Origin of the sequence: Amycolatopsis samaneae, assembly GCF_039541975.1 — a bacterium.
Taxonomy (GTDB): domain Bacteria; phylum Actinomycetota; class Actinomycetes; order Mycobacteriales; family Pseudonocardiaceae; genus Amycolatopsis; species Amycolatopsis samaneae.
The window spans coordinates 379,014-393,084 of record NZ_BAABHG010000009.1 but is presented as its reverse complement, the minus strand read 5'-3'; the positions used below and the strand labels follow the sequence as shown (position 1 = coordinate 393,084).

Sequence of the window (14,071 nt, the reverse complement as noted above, 5' to 3'; positions counted from 1 at the left end):
CCCGAGGCTACGACATGCCCGGTTCGAGCCGGTCCAGTGCGAGGCGGCGGTACTCGTGCTCGTGCACGCACCAGGCGTCGAGGACGTCGCCGTCCAGCTCCGGGGCGTGGATGAGCAGGGAGGACGTTTCGCCGTTCTCCTCCCGATAGCGCACGGGGACCGGCTGCCCGGCCTCCAGCTGCCAGCACACGCGCTGCTGCTCCGGGGTGAGACGGCCGCCACGGTGGTCGCTGAACGCCTTGGCCAGCCGGCCGCGGGCCAACGGGGGCGCCGATCGCGGCGCGGCGAGCAGCCGGCTCGCGTGGCTGACCGGATCCTCGGCCGGGGGCGGGGTGACGGTTCTGGCGGGCGTGGATGCCACCGCCGCCGGAGCCGGACGTGGCTGCTGCGCGGTGGCGGGGAGGATGACGCTCCCGTCGGCTTCGTGGTGTGTCGGCGCGTAGCCCGCTTCGCGCAGGGCCGCCAGCGTGCTCGCGGCGTCCATTGTGGACGTCAGCACGGTCGGGGCGACCGCGCGCAGGCCGAGTTTCGCCAGTTTCCGGTGCGCGGCGATCTCGGCGAGCGTGGCCGGGTCCTGGCCGATGACGACGCTCGCGACCTCCGTCACGCGGACCTCGCCGTGCCGCCTCGCGACGTCGTTGACGAGGTAGATCAGCGGCTGCGGGAGTTCGCCCTGCGCGATCGAACCCAGCTCGTCGAGCAGGGTTTCGGCCGTGGCGCCCTGGTCGAACGCGCGCCGGACGGTCGCGGGCGTGAAGCGCCAGCTGGTCGCGGTGCCCTGTGCCTCCCGGTCGGCGACGCGGTCGAGCAGGGCGGTGAGCCGGGTGCCGGGCGAGCCGGGCACGATCGCGGTCAGGTCGGTGCCGAACAACGCGGTCGTGCGCGCACGGGACACGAGCGCTTCGACGGCGCGCCGCAGCTGCTCCTCGTCGGTCTGGACGTGGTCGAGCGCTCGCCCGACCGTGGACAACGCCCCCGACGCGAAGACGCCGAGCAACTCGCCTTCCGCAAAGACCGCTTGAAGGTTCTCGTCCAGCTCCTCCTCGTCCAGCATCGGCGCGCGCCACTCGGCCAGCCGGACGAACGCGGCCTGGTCGGCGATCGCGGTCCCGGGCTCGAGTTCGGCGAGCAACCGGACGGCCAGCTGGCGGTAGCCGGCCGCCACGTCCGTGGCGTCGTGCTCATAAGCGGCCGGGGCCGGGGACCACCAGGCCGTGAGCAGCAGGAAGGCCAGCTCGGCCTGCTCCGGCCTGGCGAACTCGTCGTTCGGGACCAGTCCCAGTGGCCGGGGCGGTGCCTTGCGGCCGCGACCGGAGGGAGCCGGGCCGGTCTCCTCGGCCACCAGCAGCCGTGTTTCGAGGAGCAGATCCAGCGCGAGCTCGATTTCGGGGACCGAAGCGCCGGTGTCCTTGGCGAGCTTTTTGATCAGCCTGGCACCGACGTTGCCGTCCTTGAGCAGGGGCAACGGTTCCGCGGCGGCCGCGTCGAGGGTGGCGGTGGCCCGGTCGAGCAGCCGCAACGTCGCCGCCGACGCCAGCGTGTCGGTGTGTTCGGCGTCGCCCGGGCTGGTGGGGAGTTCGGGCTTGTCCGGGGCGAACGGCAGGTGATAGTCCGGTCCACGCAACGCGAGCGAGACTTCGAGGGCCATGTAGCCGGTGCCGACGTAGGTGCTGAACAGCAGCGCGCGCTCGAAAGCCCAGGTCATGGCCGAGACCGGGGTCAGGCCGTCGATGCTCAGGTCCTCCGCGTCGGGACCGTTGGCGGCGATCTCGGCGAGCGTGGCCCGTGCCTTCGCGGGCGCGGTGGCGACCAGTTCCCGGATCCGGTCGCCGTCGCGGTAGAACGCGACCAGGTTCTCCAGGAGTTCGCGTTTCGTCCCGGTCTGCGGAAGACCCAGCGTGCCACTGAGCCGCCGGAGATCCGGGTTGCCCAGGTTCTGGAGCATGTCGGCCATGGACCGGCCGAGCCCGTACTGTCCGTAGCCCTCGGCGTGCAGGACTTCGGGGAGCACCACGCCTTCGTCCTCGCGCCAGGCCAGCGCCCTGTCCCGCAGCCCATCCACAATGGACTCGACGGTCGCGGGGTTCGTGCCGAGCCACCGGGCGACCTCCTTGATGGGCGCGGGGTCGTGGCCGAGCGCGAAACACAGCTGAACGGCGTGCAGCACCTGGACATACGGGGTGGGCAGCGGCCCGATGGCGTCCGACAGCGACGAACTCGACAGCAGCCTCGCGGCGAGCACGTCGAGCCGGCGGGGCCACGGTGGCAGCAGAGTGTCCGGCCGGTGCTGCAGTACGGTTGCCAGCTGCTTCTCGTCCAGCCCCGCGAGCCAGTCGAGCAGGTCTTCGGTGCCGCTTACACGCATGCCCCGAGGCTAGTGGGCGGGCGGCCGGGCAGGACGGCACGGGGTGGTGGCGTTCCCGGCCTCGGTCATGTGTGCGAGAAATTGGCGGGACGCCCCGGATTCAGTGGTCGTTTTCGCGGTTTCCGGATGCCGATTCACGCACTGATCAACGATCCGGAAAAGAACGGCCGGGCACGAATTCGGTCAGCGTTCGCAGGCGACGCCGTCGTGGTCGGCGTCGAGCGCCGGTCGATAGCCTGGCTCACCGAGGTGTAACGGCGCGGCGCCCGCCGCCTTCGCCGCCGCGCAGTTCTTGTAGTAGACGCCGGGGTCCGGCTTCGGTGCGGGGGCGGGCTGTTCCGTCGTTTCCGGTCGGGGCGGGGCCGCTTGGGTACTCGGCGCCGGTTCGGTCTTCGGCGCGGGCTGTGGCGTGGGCGTCGCGACGGGCGCCGGCGCGTCGATCACGCCGTTGCACGGCGGTCCCCACAGGCCGCTGCCCGCCTGGTGCGCGGCCTTCTCGGCGGCTTCCAACGGGGCCAGCGCCGCGTCGGTGGCGTACTTGGCGTACCCGCCTTTGAGGGCCGCGGTGGCGTAGTCCGTCCCGTCGGCGAGGGTGAGCGCGACGCCGCGCGCGGTCTGCGTGCCGAGCTTGACGACCTTGCCGACCAGCAGGTTCTTCGTCCAGGCCAGGGTTTCACCCGAGTAGCAGCCGGTACCCGTCACCGGTGCCACGAGCCCCAGTACGCGCAGGGTCTGCTGGGTTCCGTCGCTGCCGGTGACCGCCAGCGTCGCGGTGTCGAGCGCCGAAGTGACCGTGTAGGTGACCGGGGCGGGCGGCGCGGTGGTCACGGTCGGGGCCGGGGCCGGGGCGGCCGCGAGGGTCGGTGTCTGCTCCGGAGTCTTGCCGAAAATGGCGCCGAGGATGAACAGGACCAGGAAAACGCCAAGCGTGACACCGATCCACTTCGGAATCCGTTTTTTCGGGCGCGTTCGGCCAGGGGAGGTGGGGTGCATTGGCGGACCTCGTTCCTCGTTCCGTCTGCCGGTGCTTTCGTGTTCGCACCGATCGGCGTTACGCGCCGAACGGGAAGATTCCCCGGGCGTCACGGTTTTGTCACGGATCGGGAATTGACGGGAAAAGCGGTGACGCGGTGATCACGCGGTCGATAGTCCGGAGAGTCGTTTGAGGAGAAGGTGCTTGGTATGTCCGCACTGTTCGAACCGCTGATCCTCGGCCGCGATGGTCGTTTCCCGGCGCGTGCGTCCGATTTCACCGTGCTCGAACTCGGCGTCACCGGCCTGCGTCCGGGGCGGGTCGTCGAGGTCGGCGCCGTCCGGATCGGCCGGGACGGCGCGGTGCTGAGCGAGTTCTCGACCCTGGTCGATCCCGGGCACGGTGTGTCACCGGGGTGGACGGCCGCCCACCGGATCACCCGCGCGGAGCTCGACGGCGCCCCGGGCTTCGGTGACGTGCTCGGGCCGCTGCTCGACCTGTGCCGCGGCAGTGTGGTCGTCGCGCACGACCTCCCGCTCGTCCAGGCGTTCCTCGAGGCGGAGCTGGCCAGGGCCGGTGTCCTCCCGACGGGGCTGCCCGGGATCTGCGTGATGGACGCCGTACGGCGGACGGTGCGCCTGCCCAACTACCGGCTCGGCACGGTCGCCGGGGCGCTGGGGATCGACGCGTTTCCCGCGCACCTCGCCGCGAGCCGGGCCCATGTGACCGGGCGGGTACTGACGACCTTGATCGCCACGCACGGCCTGCTGCTCGCTAGCCCGCCGGAGTTCCCGGAACTGCCTCGTTTCGGCGCGCGGCGTTCACCGGTGCGCCGGGCCGAGGCCGGGGCACCGGAGCCCGGCTGGATGGCGAACGTCGTCGAGCGCGTGGCGACCGGCCCGGCCGACGACACCGCCGACCGGGCCTACCTGGACCTGCTCGCCGAGGCCGTCGCGGACGAGTACCTGTCGCCGGAGGAGGTACGGGCGCTCGCGGCGCTGGCCGCCGAGGCCGGTCTGTCCGAAGTGGACGTACAGCGCACGCACACCGCGTTCGTGAGCGCACTGCGCGCGGTGGCCGAGGGCGACGGCGTGGTCACCGGCGCCGAGCAGCGGGCGCTGGGACAGATCGCCGAAGCGCTGGGAGTGCCGGAGGTGGTCGAGGGCCTGCGCCTCACCGGTGCCGGGGGCAGGCCCGCGCGCGTCCTGGTGATCGGTGCTTCCGCCGACGCCGATCGGCTGCGTGCGGCGGTGCTCGCCGAGGGCGTCCAGCTCGCCCAGCGGCTGACGGCGACGGTCACCCATGTCGCGTACGACGCCGGTGCGCGGGGTGAGGAATCGCGGCTGGCTCGCGCCCGGGAGCTGGGTGCCGAGGTCATGGAGCTGACGGCCGCCCCGGCGGCGCTCGGCCTGGAGCCCGCTACGCCGAGCCTGGTCGCTACGCCGAGCCCGGCTGCCACACCACGCCCGGCTGCCGCGCCGAGCCCGGCTGCCGCGCCGCGGACGCCCGCGCCCCAGCCGGTGCCGCGTCCGTCCGTCCGGCCCGAACCCGTGCCGGACGGCGTGTCCCGCCCTTATCGGCAGGGGCTGCTGGTCGGTGGCCGGTGCCTGCTGGCGGTGGGGCTGGTTCTCATGTTCGTGACGGTCGTCGCGCTGTTCGCCGGGTCCGGTTTCGCCGGTGGGCTGATCGTGGGCCTGATCGGCGTCGGACTGTTCCTCGGCGGCTGGTGGGTGGCCGAGGAGGGAAGGGGCGCCGCCTAGTCCTCACCGACGGTTTTCGGCGGCGGGAAACGGATTTCGTTGCGGTCGATCTTGGCGTTCGCGGCGGCGAGCAGGTCGATGCCGAGGCTGTTGGCGAGCTGGACGAGGTAGAGCGTGACGTCGGCGATCTCGTCGAGGACGTTCGCCTCCAGCTCCGGATCCGAGCGCCAGTCCGTCGCTTCCTCGGGGGTGAGCCACTGGAACAGCGAGATCAGTTCACCCACCTCGCCGGACAGCGCCATGGTCAGGTTCTTCGGCGTGTGGAACGGCTCCCAGGCGCGGGCGGCGGCGAAGTCTCGCAGGCGCTGGGTCAGGTCTTCGAGGGTCACCGCACCTGCCTATCACCCCGGGAAGGCGGCCGGTGAGGCGGTCACCCGGCGTATCCGCGTTACTCCAAGAAGAGTACGCGGTTGGCGCACACGTCCGCGCGATCGGGTAAGGCAGACTGAGGCGCGTGAACTCCCCGGCGGATCTGCGTGCCTACCTGCGTACTTTGGACGCGGAGACGCTGGTCGAGCTGCTGTGCGGGCAGGCCGATCGTGACCCTGAGTTACGGCATTCACTCGAACTGCGGGCGGTCACTCAGGGGAGTGACGTCGCCGAGGCGCACCGCCTGCTCGACACCGCGGTCGGCGGTGGCAACGTCGACTACGGCGCCAAGATCGGCGCGGTGCTCGACACTCTGCAACGCCTTCTCGACGCCGGGAGCAGTGCCGATCTCGCACCGCTGGCCCGGCGCACGGTGGACGACATCGGGGAGACCCTCCAGCGGTCCGGGGACCACTCCGGCGAACTCGCCGACCGGCTCGACCGCGCGGTCGAGCTGTACGCGCGGGCGTGCGCCGCCCGGCCGCCGGACCCCGAACGGCTGGCCGACTGGATTCTCGAGGCCGTGTTCGCCGGGCAGGGCGGGCCGACGATCGAACTCGCCGACTTCGCCTCCGCGTTGGGGGAAAAGGGACTTCTCCGCATCAAGTCCACTGTGGACGAACAGCTCGCGGACGGCGGGGCCGGGCGGCGCCGGGACGTCGCCGAGCGGTTGCGGGAGGAACTGGCCGAGGTGCGTGGCGACGTCGACGGGCTGGTCGCGCTGCTGTCCGCGAAACCGCCGAGGGTCGAGACCAGCCTCAAGATCGTGCGGGTCCTGCGCGCCGCGGGCAGGCACGGCGAGGCCATCGCGCACGCGGCCAGAGCGCTCGCCCTGGACAAGCCGGAACCGGAACCCGAGCCGGAGGACGAGACGGTTTCCTTGCGTCGCAAGGAGTTCGACGCCGATCCGAACCGGCACACCTATGCGGCGCTGCGCACCGCCGCGGTGGCCGCGGGCCGGTGGGCGGCGCACCAGCGTGCCGCGTCGGCCCGCCTTCGGGAGCTCGCCCGTGCGGGGGAGCAGGGAGCGGACGAGTTCGCGCACGTCCTGCTCGCCGAGGGGCGGGTGGACGAGGCCTGGCATGCCTGCGTCCGCTTCGGCGCGTCGCCAGGGCTTCGTTTCGAGCTGGCCGAACTGCGGTCCGCCGAGCATCCGGCGGACGCGATCCCGGCGTATCGGGCGCGGATCGGGGAGCTGATCGAGCGCAGGGACCCGCAGTCCTATCGCGAGGCCGCCCTTCGGCTGCGAAAGCTGCGTACGTTGCATCGGCGCGCGGGCAGCACCGACGAGTTCACGGAGTACCTCGGTGAGCTCGTGGAGACGCATCGGCGCAAGACGCGGTTGATCGCGGAAGTGCGGGCCGCGCGGATCGCGCTGCCGAAGCCGCGCGCCGCTCAGCCCGCGACCAGCTGAAACGGGTCCTGTCGCGGTCACGAACGGCGCCCGAGGACGGCGGCCGGGCGGGGCGGTGCAAACATGTCCGCCATGAGCCCGGTGAGTCGTGCCCGCAAGATCGCTGCCCAGCCCACAGCGCCCAGCCTGAACGGGGTGTTCAAGGACGTCCTCCGGGACTTCTCGGCGCTCGGCGCCGACCCCGGCGCGTTCGACGTGGAACTGCTCGCGTCGGAGGTGCTCGGGCAGTGGTGGGATCTGCCGCTGGAGGAGGACCAGGAGCCGCTCGGGTTCGAACTGATCGCGTTCGCCCAGCGCAAGATCACCCCGGGGGCGGCCGCGCTGCTGGCGGCGTTGCGAGGCGTGGCGGAGACGCCCGAGGAACGCGACGCGGCGGCCGAGGCGCTCGCGGTCGTGCTGGGGCGGGGCATCCCGGAGCCGGAGTGGGCGGCCGCGGTGGGCGAGGTGAAGGTCGGCGAATGCTGGCGTACCGGCGATGTCTACGGCGACGAGGCGTCGCTGCTGTGTGTGTTCTCGCGCGGTGAACTGGAGCACGGCCTGCTGGCGCTGCTCGACTTCGCCGACGGCGGCCGGGTCCGGGACCTCGTGGTCATCGACGAGCCCCGGGAGGTGCTGGCGGAGATGCGCGAGCAGGCCACGACGGAGCCCGAGCTCGTGTTGCTGTCCCAGGTCGAGCCCGCCGAGGCGCACCGGTTGCTCGCGGACGGTCTCGCCGCGACCGACGTGCTGGAGGAACCGGACGTCAGCGAGGACTACGCCCGCTTCCACGCCATCGCGCTGACCTGGTGCCGTTCGCTGCCCGATCCCGCGCCGGCGCCGGAGACGCCCGAATGGGCCGAGGAGACGCGCGAGGCGGTGGTCGAGGAGTTCGTCGCGCAGAGCGGGATCGAAGACACCGGCGCCGCGCGGGCATTGGCTCGGCTGCTGGTCGACCACGGGTGCGCGGCCGAGCCGTCGGCGCCGTTGCGGGTCGGCCCCGAGAAGCTCGCGCGGTTCCTCGAACTGGTGCTGGACGGGGAGTTCGAGCTCGACCCGGACCACCAGGACGCGCTCGCTCCGGTGCTGCTGGCCTGGACGACGTGGGCCGCGGCGCGGGCCGGGCTCGGTGAGCAGGCGGTGGTCACGCTGGTCGACGCCGTGACGGAGTATCTCGACGAGTACGCGACCGACGACTCCGCGCTCGATGCCTATCTGGACGGTTCCGAGGAACTGGAGGACCCGGCCGAGCTGGCCGAGGCGCTCGACCGGCGGATGTTCGCGGTCCCGTCCCTGTCGACCGTGATCGGCGACGAGGAGGTCGATCTGGAGCCGACGGATCCGGAGCAGCGGCGGCTGCTGGTGATCGGGGAACACCCGGAGTACCACGAGTCGCTCGCTTCGGACACCTTCGACGGCGCGCCCCGGGTGCGCCTCGAACTCAAGACCGCGCTCGTCGACCAGCTGTGGGAGAACGAGCCGCCGGAGGCGTGGGCGGCGGCGAGCAGGCTGCGGGAGAACGGTCTGGAACGCGAGGAGATCCTCGACCAGCTGGTGGACGTGCTGGCGGGTCAGCTGCAGGAGACCGGGCCGGACCGCCTGGACTACGACGTCGACGGCTACCGCAAGGCACTCGATCAGGTGAACTGACCCAGCCGCCCAACAAGGCGCTGACCAGGGAATTCTTTCCAGAAAGCCGACGAACAGGGGTCGGGCTCCGCGGTCGCGGAGCCCGACCTTTCTTGTCTTCCCCTTCAACTCTGTCTAGTCTGTCTAGATGCAGGGTGACAGGTGGCAGGTCCAGGACGCGAAACAACGACTCAGTGAACTGTTGCGCAGGGCTGAGGAGGGTCCTCAGTTCGTCACCAAGCACGGGGAGGAGGTGGCCGTGGTGATCGATGTCAGGTTTTTCCGTGAGCTCACCGGAGCTGAGCGTGGCGTGGACTTCAAGCTCGCACTGGCACCTCACCACGCGGTGGAAGGGGAGGCATTGGCGGACGTGCTGGAGGAGGTGGCGGCGGAACGGGCGGAGGAACTGCCGCGAGAGGTGGCACTGGAGGTGGGGGAGTGAGTTTTCTCCTCGACACGAACATCGTGTCCGAGGCCAGGCGGCGAACGTGGAACCCGGGGTTCGCCCAGTGGTGGGGAAGCGTGCCGTCGAGCGGGCTCTATCTGAGCGTGCTGACGATCGGCGAGATCGAGAGGGGGATTCACAAGCTGAGGCAGCGGGGCGGTGCGGACCACGAACGGGCCGAGGCGCTGGGGACGTGGCTGGACGGACTCGGCCGTCAGTTCGCCGACCGGATTCTCGCCGTCACGGCGGAGATCGCGACCGAGTGGGGGCGCCAGGCGGCGCCGCGACGAGTACCGGCGATCGACGGGCTTCTCGCGGCCACCGCGCGCGTGCACCGGCTGACGCTCGTGACGCGCAATGTGGCGGATGTGGCGGGTACCGGCGTACGGGTGCTCAATCCGTTCAGCTGACCATGGGAGGTGGAACAGGTGAGGTGGAGCAAGGGGTAGGGCGCGTGGCTGTGGCTCAGGTCAGCGGGGCCGCGCGGGTGCCGGTGTTGTCGCTGACGTCGGGTGCCTTCCGATGCCGGTCGCGGAGTGCGTCGTCGAAGTCGACGACGAAGGCGCCGGCCGCCATGGCGACCAGCAGGGTGAGTCCCAGAACCGCGCCGACCCAGGTCACGATGATCGAGAACATCGTCGGCCTCCCTCCAGCTCAGGGTCGTTTCTGCTCCCTTTCAGAGTCGCCGCCCCGGCGACCTGCCGGTATCGGCCAACCGGTTACAGGTCAAGGTGGCTTTCTCGGCCGATCGGCCGAGAAAACGCCGGAACGTCGGGGAAGGGCGACGGATGGTGCCCGTGCGTTCGCCCACGGTGCGAACATTCGTGCAGCCGGGTGACCCCGCCGGTCACCGGAGTAACGGGGCGGTCCGCCGAAAGCCGGGCGCGTGCACTCCGGCTTGCCCGGCCCGCGTGGTACGCCCGACGGCGACGCGCCTCTGCGTAGGGGCGCGCCCTGTCGGCTCGTGCCCCGCAGGAGCGGGCGCGGGGCTGCGGAACGCGCCAGTGCGGGGGGAAGGACTGGAGGGCGAGGGAGGGGTGGGGGGCGGGGCGGGGGTCAGAGTTTGCGGAGCCGGACGCGGTTGATGGTGTGGTCGGCGTCCTTGCGGAGGACGAGGGTCGCGCGGGGCCGGGTGGGCTTGATGTTCTCCATCAGGTTGGGTTCGTTGATGGTGCGCCAGAGGTGGCGTGCCTCGGCGCGGGCCTCGTCGTCGGGGAGACCGGCGAAGTGGTGGAAGTGCGAGGCCGGGTCGGCGAACGCGGTGTGGCGCAGCTTGAGGAAGCGTTCGACGTACCAGTGCTCGATGTCGTCGATGTGCGCGTCGACGTAGATCGAGAAGTCGAAGAGGTCCGAAACGGTGAGCCGGGGGCCGGGCTGCAGGACGTTCAGGCCCTCGAGGATGAGAATGTCCGGCTGCTGCACGACCTGTTCGCGGTCGGGGAGGATGTCGTAGGCGAGGTGGGAGTACACCGGGGCGCTGACCCGTTCGGCCCCGGACTTGACCTCGGTGACGAAGCGCAGCAGGGCTCGCCGGTCGTAGCTTTCCGGGAAACCCTTGCGGTGCATGATCCCGCGGCGCATGAGCTCGGCGCGCGGGTAGAGGAAACCGTCGGTGGTGACGAGGTCCACGCGCGGGTGATCCGGCCAGCGGGCGAGCAGGGTACGCAGGATGCGGGCGGTCGTGGACTTGCCGACGGCGACGCTCCCGGCGATCCCGATCACGTAGGGGGCCTTGGTGCTGCGGCAGTCCTCGCCGAGGAACGTCGTGGTGGCCTCGTACAGCCGTTGCCGGGCGGCGACCTGGAGGTTGATCAGCCGGGACAGCGGCAGGTACACCTCGGCCACCTCGGCCAGATCGACCTGCTCCCCGAGGCCGCGCAGCTTGACGAGCTCGTCGGCGGTCAGGGGCAACGGGGTCGAGCTCCGCAGCTCTCGCCACTGTTCCCGGTGAAGCTCCACGTAAGGGCTGAGCTCGCGGACCCGTGACATGCACACTCCTCGGCCGTCGCCTGCGCTGGCGCCGAAATAACGCGCTATCAACGGTAGGGCTTACCGCGCGTGAACGCGCTGTGATGTGGTGCACGCCGCTTGTGGCGTCGAGACGCGGTCAGCGCGCCGAGGGGACCTGCCGGGTACCGAAAACCTCGTCCCAGGCGGCCGCGACCTGCCGGGCACACGAGGCGGGTTCGACGCCGCCGACACCGGTACCAAGCCCCGGCATCGCGATCGTGTCCACGAGATCACACAGCCTGCCCTGGTCGACCCGGCCGTCCCGCCACTGCTGGAACACCGCCCGCGCCGCGAGATAGGGGTGCACGGTGTCCGCGGGGAGGTGCTCGCCGGGTTCCCGCATCGTCGGCGCGCTGATCAGCCACGCCGGGGCGGCTTCCCCGGTGGGGACGACGACGGCCTCCCCGATCGGCAGTTCCCCGCCGTGGAAGGCCAGCACGGCACTGCGGACGCTCTGCTCGACCCCGGGGAACGCCCTGGCGTAGACGGCGTCGATCCCGCCGCGCATCCAGCCGTAGGAGTTCGCGGGGCTGACCACGGCCTGGGCGAGCACGTCGAGCACCGACCCGCGATGCACCCGGACCGTCCCGTCGACGGCTTCCGCCGCGGTGGTCCAGGCGGTGGCGAGGGGTTCGTCGACGGCGCACAGCACCAGTTCCGGGGTGCGTGAGGAAGCCGGAGGACCGATGCCCTCGCGGCCGGTGTGGGTGCCTGAGTCGGCGGTCACCCGCCTAGCATGGCAAAAAACGCCACCCGGCGTAACCGGTTTGCATACCGGCTGTCCGAGTGAAAGTGGCCACTCCGGTGACGTCCGGGAGACATCGCGGTGACCGGACGACGTGGCTGCGACGAAGTGCTTCCGGGTACTGCGTAGCCTGGCGGCGTGGCAAGGATCGCGTATTTCGGCCCTCAGGGCACGTTCACCGAACAGGCCGCGCGGGTGCTCGCCGCCGGCGACGAACTCGTACCGGCCGAAACCATCCGGCTGGCGCTCACCGCGGTCCGCCACGGCGAGGCCGACGCCGCCTGCGTCCCGGTGGAGAACTCGGTGGAGGGCGCGGTCACCGCGACCCTCGACGGCCTGAGCGACGCCGACCCGCTGGTCGCCGTCGCCGAGGCGATCCTCCCCGTGCACTTCAGCGTGCTGAAACGGCCGGGCACCACGGAGATCCGGACGGTGGCCAGTCACCCGCACGCGCTCGCACAGGTCAGGGACTGGCTGGAGGCGAACCTGCCCGGCGCCACCCCGGTCGCGTCCTCGTCGACGGCGGCCGCCGCGGTCGGCGTGCACGCGGGCGACTTCGACGCCGCCGTGACCGCCCCGGTCGCGGTCGAGCACTACCCGCTCGAAGTCGTCGCCACCGGCGTCGCCGACGTGTCCGACGCGCGGACCCGCTTCCTCCTGGTCCGCAAACCGGGCGAGCTGCCCGAACCCACCGGCGCCGACCGCACCTCGATCGTGGCGGCCGCGGTGAACCGGACCGGCACCCTCGCGGAACTGCTCACCGAGCTGGCCTCGCGCGGGATCAACCTCACCCGGCTCGACGCCCGCCCCACCCGCGACAACTTCGGCGAGTACCGGTTCTTCATCGACTTCGAAGGGCACGTCGCCGAGCCGCGGATCATCGACGCGCTCGCCGCGCTGCGCCGCCGCTGCCGCAACCTGCGCTTCCTCGGCTCGCACCCGCGCGCCGACGGCATCCGGTCCACGATCGAGCCCGGCGCCGACAACGACAGCTTCCTCGACGCGACGGCCTGGGTCGACGCCGTCCGGAAGGGGGACCTCGCATGAGGCTCCTGCTCGTCCGGCACGGCCAGACCGAGGGCAACATCCGGGGCGCGCTCGACACCGCGCTGCCCGGCCCGCCGCTCACCGAACTCGGCCGGGAACAGGCGCGCAGCCTCGCCATCCGGCTGGCAGACGAGCCGATCGTCGCGGTCTACGCCTCGCAGGCCGTCCGCGCGCAGCAGACCGCGGCGCCGCTCGCCGCCGTGCTCGGCCTCGACGTCCGGGTCGTCGAGGGCGTCAAGGAGATCGACGCCGGTGACCTGGAGAACCGCACCGACCAGGAGTCCATCGGGATCTACCTGAAGACCGTCGGTCAGTGGATCCAGGGCGACCTGACCCCCGCGATCCCCGGCGGGGAGACCGGCGAACAGGTCCGCGCCCGGTTCCTCGGCGCGGTCGCGACGCTGCGGGCGGCGCACGAACGGACCGACCCCGACGGCACCGTCGTGCTGGTCAGCCACGGTGGCGCGATCCGGGTCTGTGCCGAATGGCTCGCTTCGAACGTCCGGCCCGAGGTCGCCAACAGCGCGCTCATCCCCAACACCGGCATCGTCGAACTCGAAGCCGTGCCGTCCGGCTGGCGGTGCCGGACCTGGGTGGACACGGTCATCTGAACGCGGCGGTGGGCCACGGCTCCCGCCGGTAGGCGCTGTCCCAGAACAGCCATTCGTACTCGCACGCGCGGGTGAACGCGGCGAGCATCCGGGCACGGGTCGCCTCGTCGGCCGAGGCCGCCGCGCGATCCACCGCTTCGCGGCAGGTGCGCACCGCGGTCTCGAAGTCCTCGTCGGCGTAGGTGTCGATCCACGCCCGGTACGGGTTGTCCGCCCCGTCCGGCAGGCGCCCCAGGATGTCCGAGCCGACGTGCTGGTAGATCCAGAAACAGGGCAGCAGCGCCGCCAGCAGTTCCGGGTAGCCCGCCGACTGGGCCGTGGCGAGCAGGAACGAGGTGTAGGCGAGGCAGGTCGGCGAGGTTTCGATCGCCGCGAGATCGTCCTCGCCGAGCCCGAACCGGGTGAAGTACCCCTCGTGCAGCGCCCGCTCGACGACCACGGCCTCCCGCGCGGCGCCCGCGAAGAACGCCACGTCCGCCGGCTCCGGTGCCCTGGCCGCGGCGACGGCCAGCGCGCGGCCGAACCCGATCAGGTAACGCGAGTCCTGCGCGAGATAGAACTGGAACCGGTCCACGGCCAGCGTGCCCGCGGCCAGCTCCTCGTTGAACGGGTGAGTCAAGATCGCTTGTTGTAGGTTCGCGGTGTGCTGCCACGCATGGTCGGAAAATTCCGTCACGTTTACCCCTGTCGCCGGGTGGAAAGTAACCATGGGCGCAACCCCGCGCCG

The 14,071-nt window shown here is 71.5% G+C and carries 14 protein-coding genes; 7 read left to right on the top strand and 7 right to left on the bottom strand.

Annotated elements, in window-relative coordinates; all coding sequences use genetic code 11:
* Window positions 1–7: 7 nt before the first annotated feature.
* Together ABD987_RS25505 and ABD987_RS25500 are read right to left on the bottom strand one after the other, a co-directional pair.
* Complete coding sequence (locus tag ABD987_RS25505) at window positions 8–2,365, bottom strand: helicase-associated domain-containing protein (RefSeq protein ID WP_345398619.1); 2,358 nt, start codon at window positions 2,363–2,365, stop codon at window positions 8–10.
* Window positions 2,366–2,548: 183 nt separating this feature from the next.
* Window positions 2,549–3,358 carry an excalibur calcium-binding domain-containing protein gene (locus tag ABD987_RS25500; RefSeq protein ID WP_345398616.1) on the bottom strand — a complete coding sequence of 270 codons (810 nt, stop codon included), beginning with the start codon at window positions 3,356–3,358 and terminating at the stop codon, window positions 2,549–2,551.
* Between the two features lie 189 nt (window positions 3,359–3,547).
* Here ABD987_RS25500 and ABD987_RS25495 point away from each other — a divergent pair, with 189 nt between their 5' ends.
* Window positions 3,548–5,098 carry a 3'-5' exonuclease gene (locus ABD987_RS25495; protein ID WP_345398613.1) on the top strand — a complete coding sequence of 517 codons (1,551 nt, stop codon included), beginning with the start codon at window positions 3,548–3,550 and terminating at the stop codon, window positions 5,096–5,098.
* Here the strand turns inward: ABD987_RS25495 and ABD987_RS25490 are convergent.
* Window positions 5,095–5,427, bottom strand: a complete 333-nt coding sequence (locus tag ABD987_RS25490; protein WP_345398610.1) for a nucleotide pyrophosphohydrolase — start codon at window positions 5,425–5,427, stop codon at window positions 5,095–5,097. The two genes, ABD987_RS25495 and ABD987_RS25490, sit on opposite strands and share 4 nt — an antisense overlap.
* A gap of 125 nt (window positions 5,428–5,552) precedes the next feature.
* Between ABD987_RS25490 and ABD987_RS25485 the strand changes: the two genes are divergently transcribed.
* The 4 genes from ABD987_RS25485 to ABD987_RS25470 all read left to right on the top strand — a co-directional run bounded on the left by ABD987_RS25485 (window position 5,553) and on the right by ABD987_RS25470 (window position 9,341).
* Complete coding sequence (locus ABD987_RS25485) at window positions 5,553–6,881, top strand: hypothetical protein (protein WP_345398607.1); 1,329 nt, start codon at window positions 5,553–5,555, stop codon at window positions 6,879–6,881.
* Between the two features lie 72 nt (window positions 6,882–6,953).
* Entirely contained in the window at window positions 6,954–8,507 is a 1,554-nt protein-coding gene (locus ABD987_RS25480) for a hypothetical protein (protein WP_345398604.1), read from the top strand.
* A 127-nt stretch (window positions 8,508–8,634) separates the two neighbouring features.
* Window positions 8,635–8,928 (top strand): type II toxin-antitoxin system prevent-host-death family antitoxin, encoded by a 294-nt coding sequence (locus ABD987_RS25475; RefSeq protein WP_345398601.1) that lies wholly within the window; start codon window positions 8,635–8,637, stop codon window positions 8,926–8,928.
* Window positions 8,925–9,341: a type II toxin-antitoxin system VapC family toxin gene (locus ABD987_RS25470; RefSeq protein ID WP_345398598.1), complete on the top strand. Its 417-nt coding sequence runs from the start codon at window positions 8,925–8,927 to the stop codon at window positions 9,339–9,341. The genes ABD987_RS25475 and ABD987_RS25470 overlap by 4 nt, the downstream gene beginning before the upstream one ends.
* 55 nt (window positions 9,342–9,396) lie before the next feature.
* On the opposite strand, the gene ABD987_RS25465 is transcribed toward ABD987_RS25470, so the two are convergent.
* The 3 genes from ABD987_RS25465 to ABD987_RS25455 all read right to left on the bottom strand — a co-directional run bounded on the left by ABD987_RS25465 (window position 9,397) and on the right by ABD987_RS25455 (window position 11,668).
* The gene (locus tag ABD987_RS25465; protein ID WP_345398595.1) at window positions 9,397–9,567 is read right to left on the bottom strand and encodes a hypothetical protein; all 171 of its coding nucleotides are present in this window, start codon (window positions 9,565–9,567) and stop codon (window positions 9,397–9,399) included.
* 420 nt (window positions 9,568–9,987) lie between these two features.
* Window positions 9,988–10,920, bottom strand: a complete 933-nt coding sequence (gene coaA / locus ABD987_RS25460; RefSeq protein WP_345398592.1) for a type I pantothenate kinase — start codon at window positions 10,918–10,920, stop codon at window positions 9,988–9,990.
* Window positions 10,921–11,038: 118 nt separating this feature from the next.
* A complete protein-coding gene (locus ABD987_RS25455) occupies window positions 11,039–11,668 on the bottom strand; it encodes a macro domain-containing protein (protein WP_345398589.1) in 630 nt (209 codons plus the stop codon).
* A 156-nt stretch (window positions 11,669–11,824) separates the two neighbouring features.
* On the opposite strand from ABD987_RS25455, the gene pheA reads away from it, so the two are divergent.
* Window positions 11,825–12,733: a prephenate dehydratase gene (gene pheA / locus ABD987_RS25450; protein ID WP_345398586.1), complete on the top strand. Its 909-nt coding sequence runs from the start codon at window positions 11,825–11,827 to the stop codon at window positions 12,731–12,733.
* Complete coding sequence (locus tag ABD987_RS25445) at window positions 12,730–13,344, top strand: histidine phosphatase family protein (protein WP_345398583.1); 615 nt, start codon at window positions 12,730–12,732, stop codon at window positions 13,342–13,344. Before pheA ends, ABD987_RS25445 begins: the two co-directional genes overlap by 4 nt.
* Here the strand turns inward: ABD987_RS25445 and tenA are convergent.
* On the bottom strand, window positions 13,337–14,053 hold the full coding sequence (tenA, locus tag ABD987_RS25440; protein WP_345398580.1) for a thiaminase II: 717 nt from the start codon (window positions 14,051–14,053) through the stop codon (window positions 13,337–13,339). The genes ABD987_RS25445 and tenA overlap by 8 nt on opposite strands.
* Window positions 14,054–14,071 lie beyond the last annotated feature (18 nt).

Bases quoted from the DNA above. Each gene is read 5' to 3' on its own strand.
- ABD987_RS25480 (WP_345398604.1), top strand. From the start codon at position 6,954: ATGAGCCCGGTGAGTCGTGCCCGCAAGATCGCTGCCCAGCCCACAGCG.
- ABD987_RS25495 (WP_345398613.1), top strand. From the start codon at position 3,548: ATGTCCGCACTGTTCGAACCGCTGATCCTCGGCCGCGATGGTCGTTTC.
- ABD987_RS25465 (WP_345398595.1), bottom strand. From the start codon at position 9,567: ATGTTCTCGATCATCGTGACCTGGGTCGGCGCGGTTCTGGGACTCACC.
- ABD987_RS25475 (WP_345398601.1), top strand. From the start codon at position 8,635: ATGCAGGGTGACAGGTGGCAGGTCCAGGACGCGAAACAACGACTCAGT.
- ABD987_RS25505 (WP_345398619.1), bottom strand. From the start codon at position 2,365: ATGCGTGTAAGCGGCACCGAAGACCTGCTCGACTGGCTCGCGGGGCTG.
- ABD987_RS25445 (WP_345398583.1), top strand. From the start codon at position 12,730: ATGAGGCTCCTGCTCGTCCGGCACGGCCAGACCGAGGGCAACATCCGG.
- tenA (WP_345398580.1), bottom strand. From the start codon at position 14,053: ATGGTTACTTTCCACCCGGCGACAGGGGTAAACGTGACGGAATTTTCC.
- coaA (WP_345398592.1), bottom strand. From the start codon at position 10,920: ATGTCACGGGTCCGCGAGCTCAGCCCTTACGTGGAGCTTCACCGGGAA.
- ABD987_RS25500 (WP_345398616.1), bottom strand. From the start codon at position 3,358: ATGCACCCCACCTCCCCTGGCCGAACGCGCCCGAAAAAACGGATTCCG.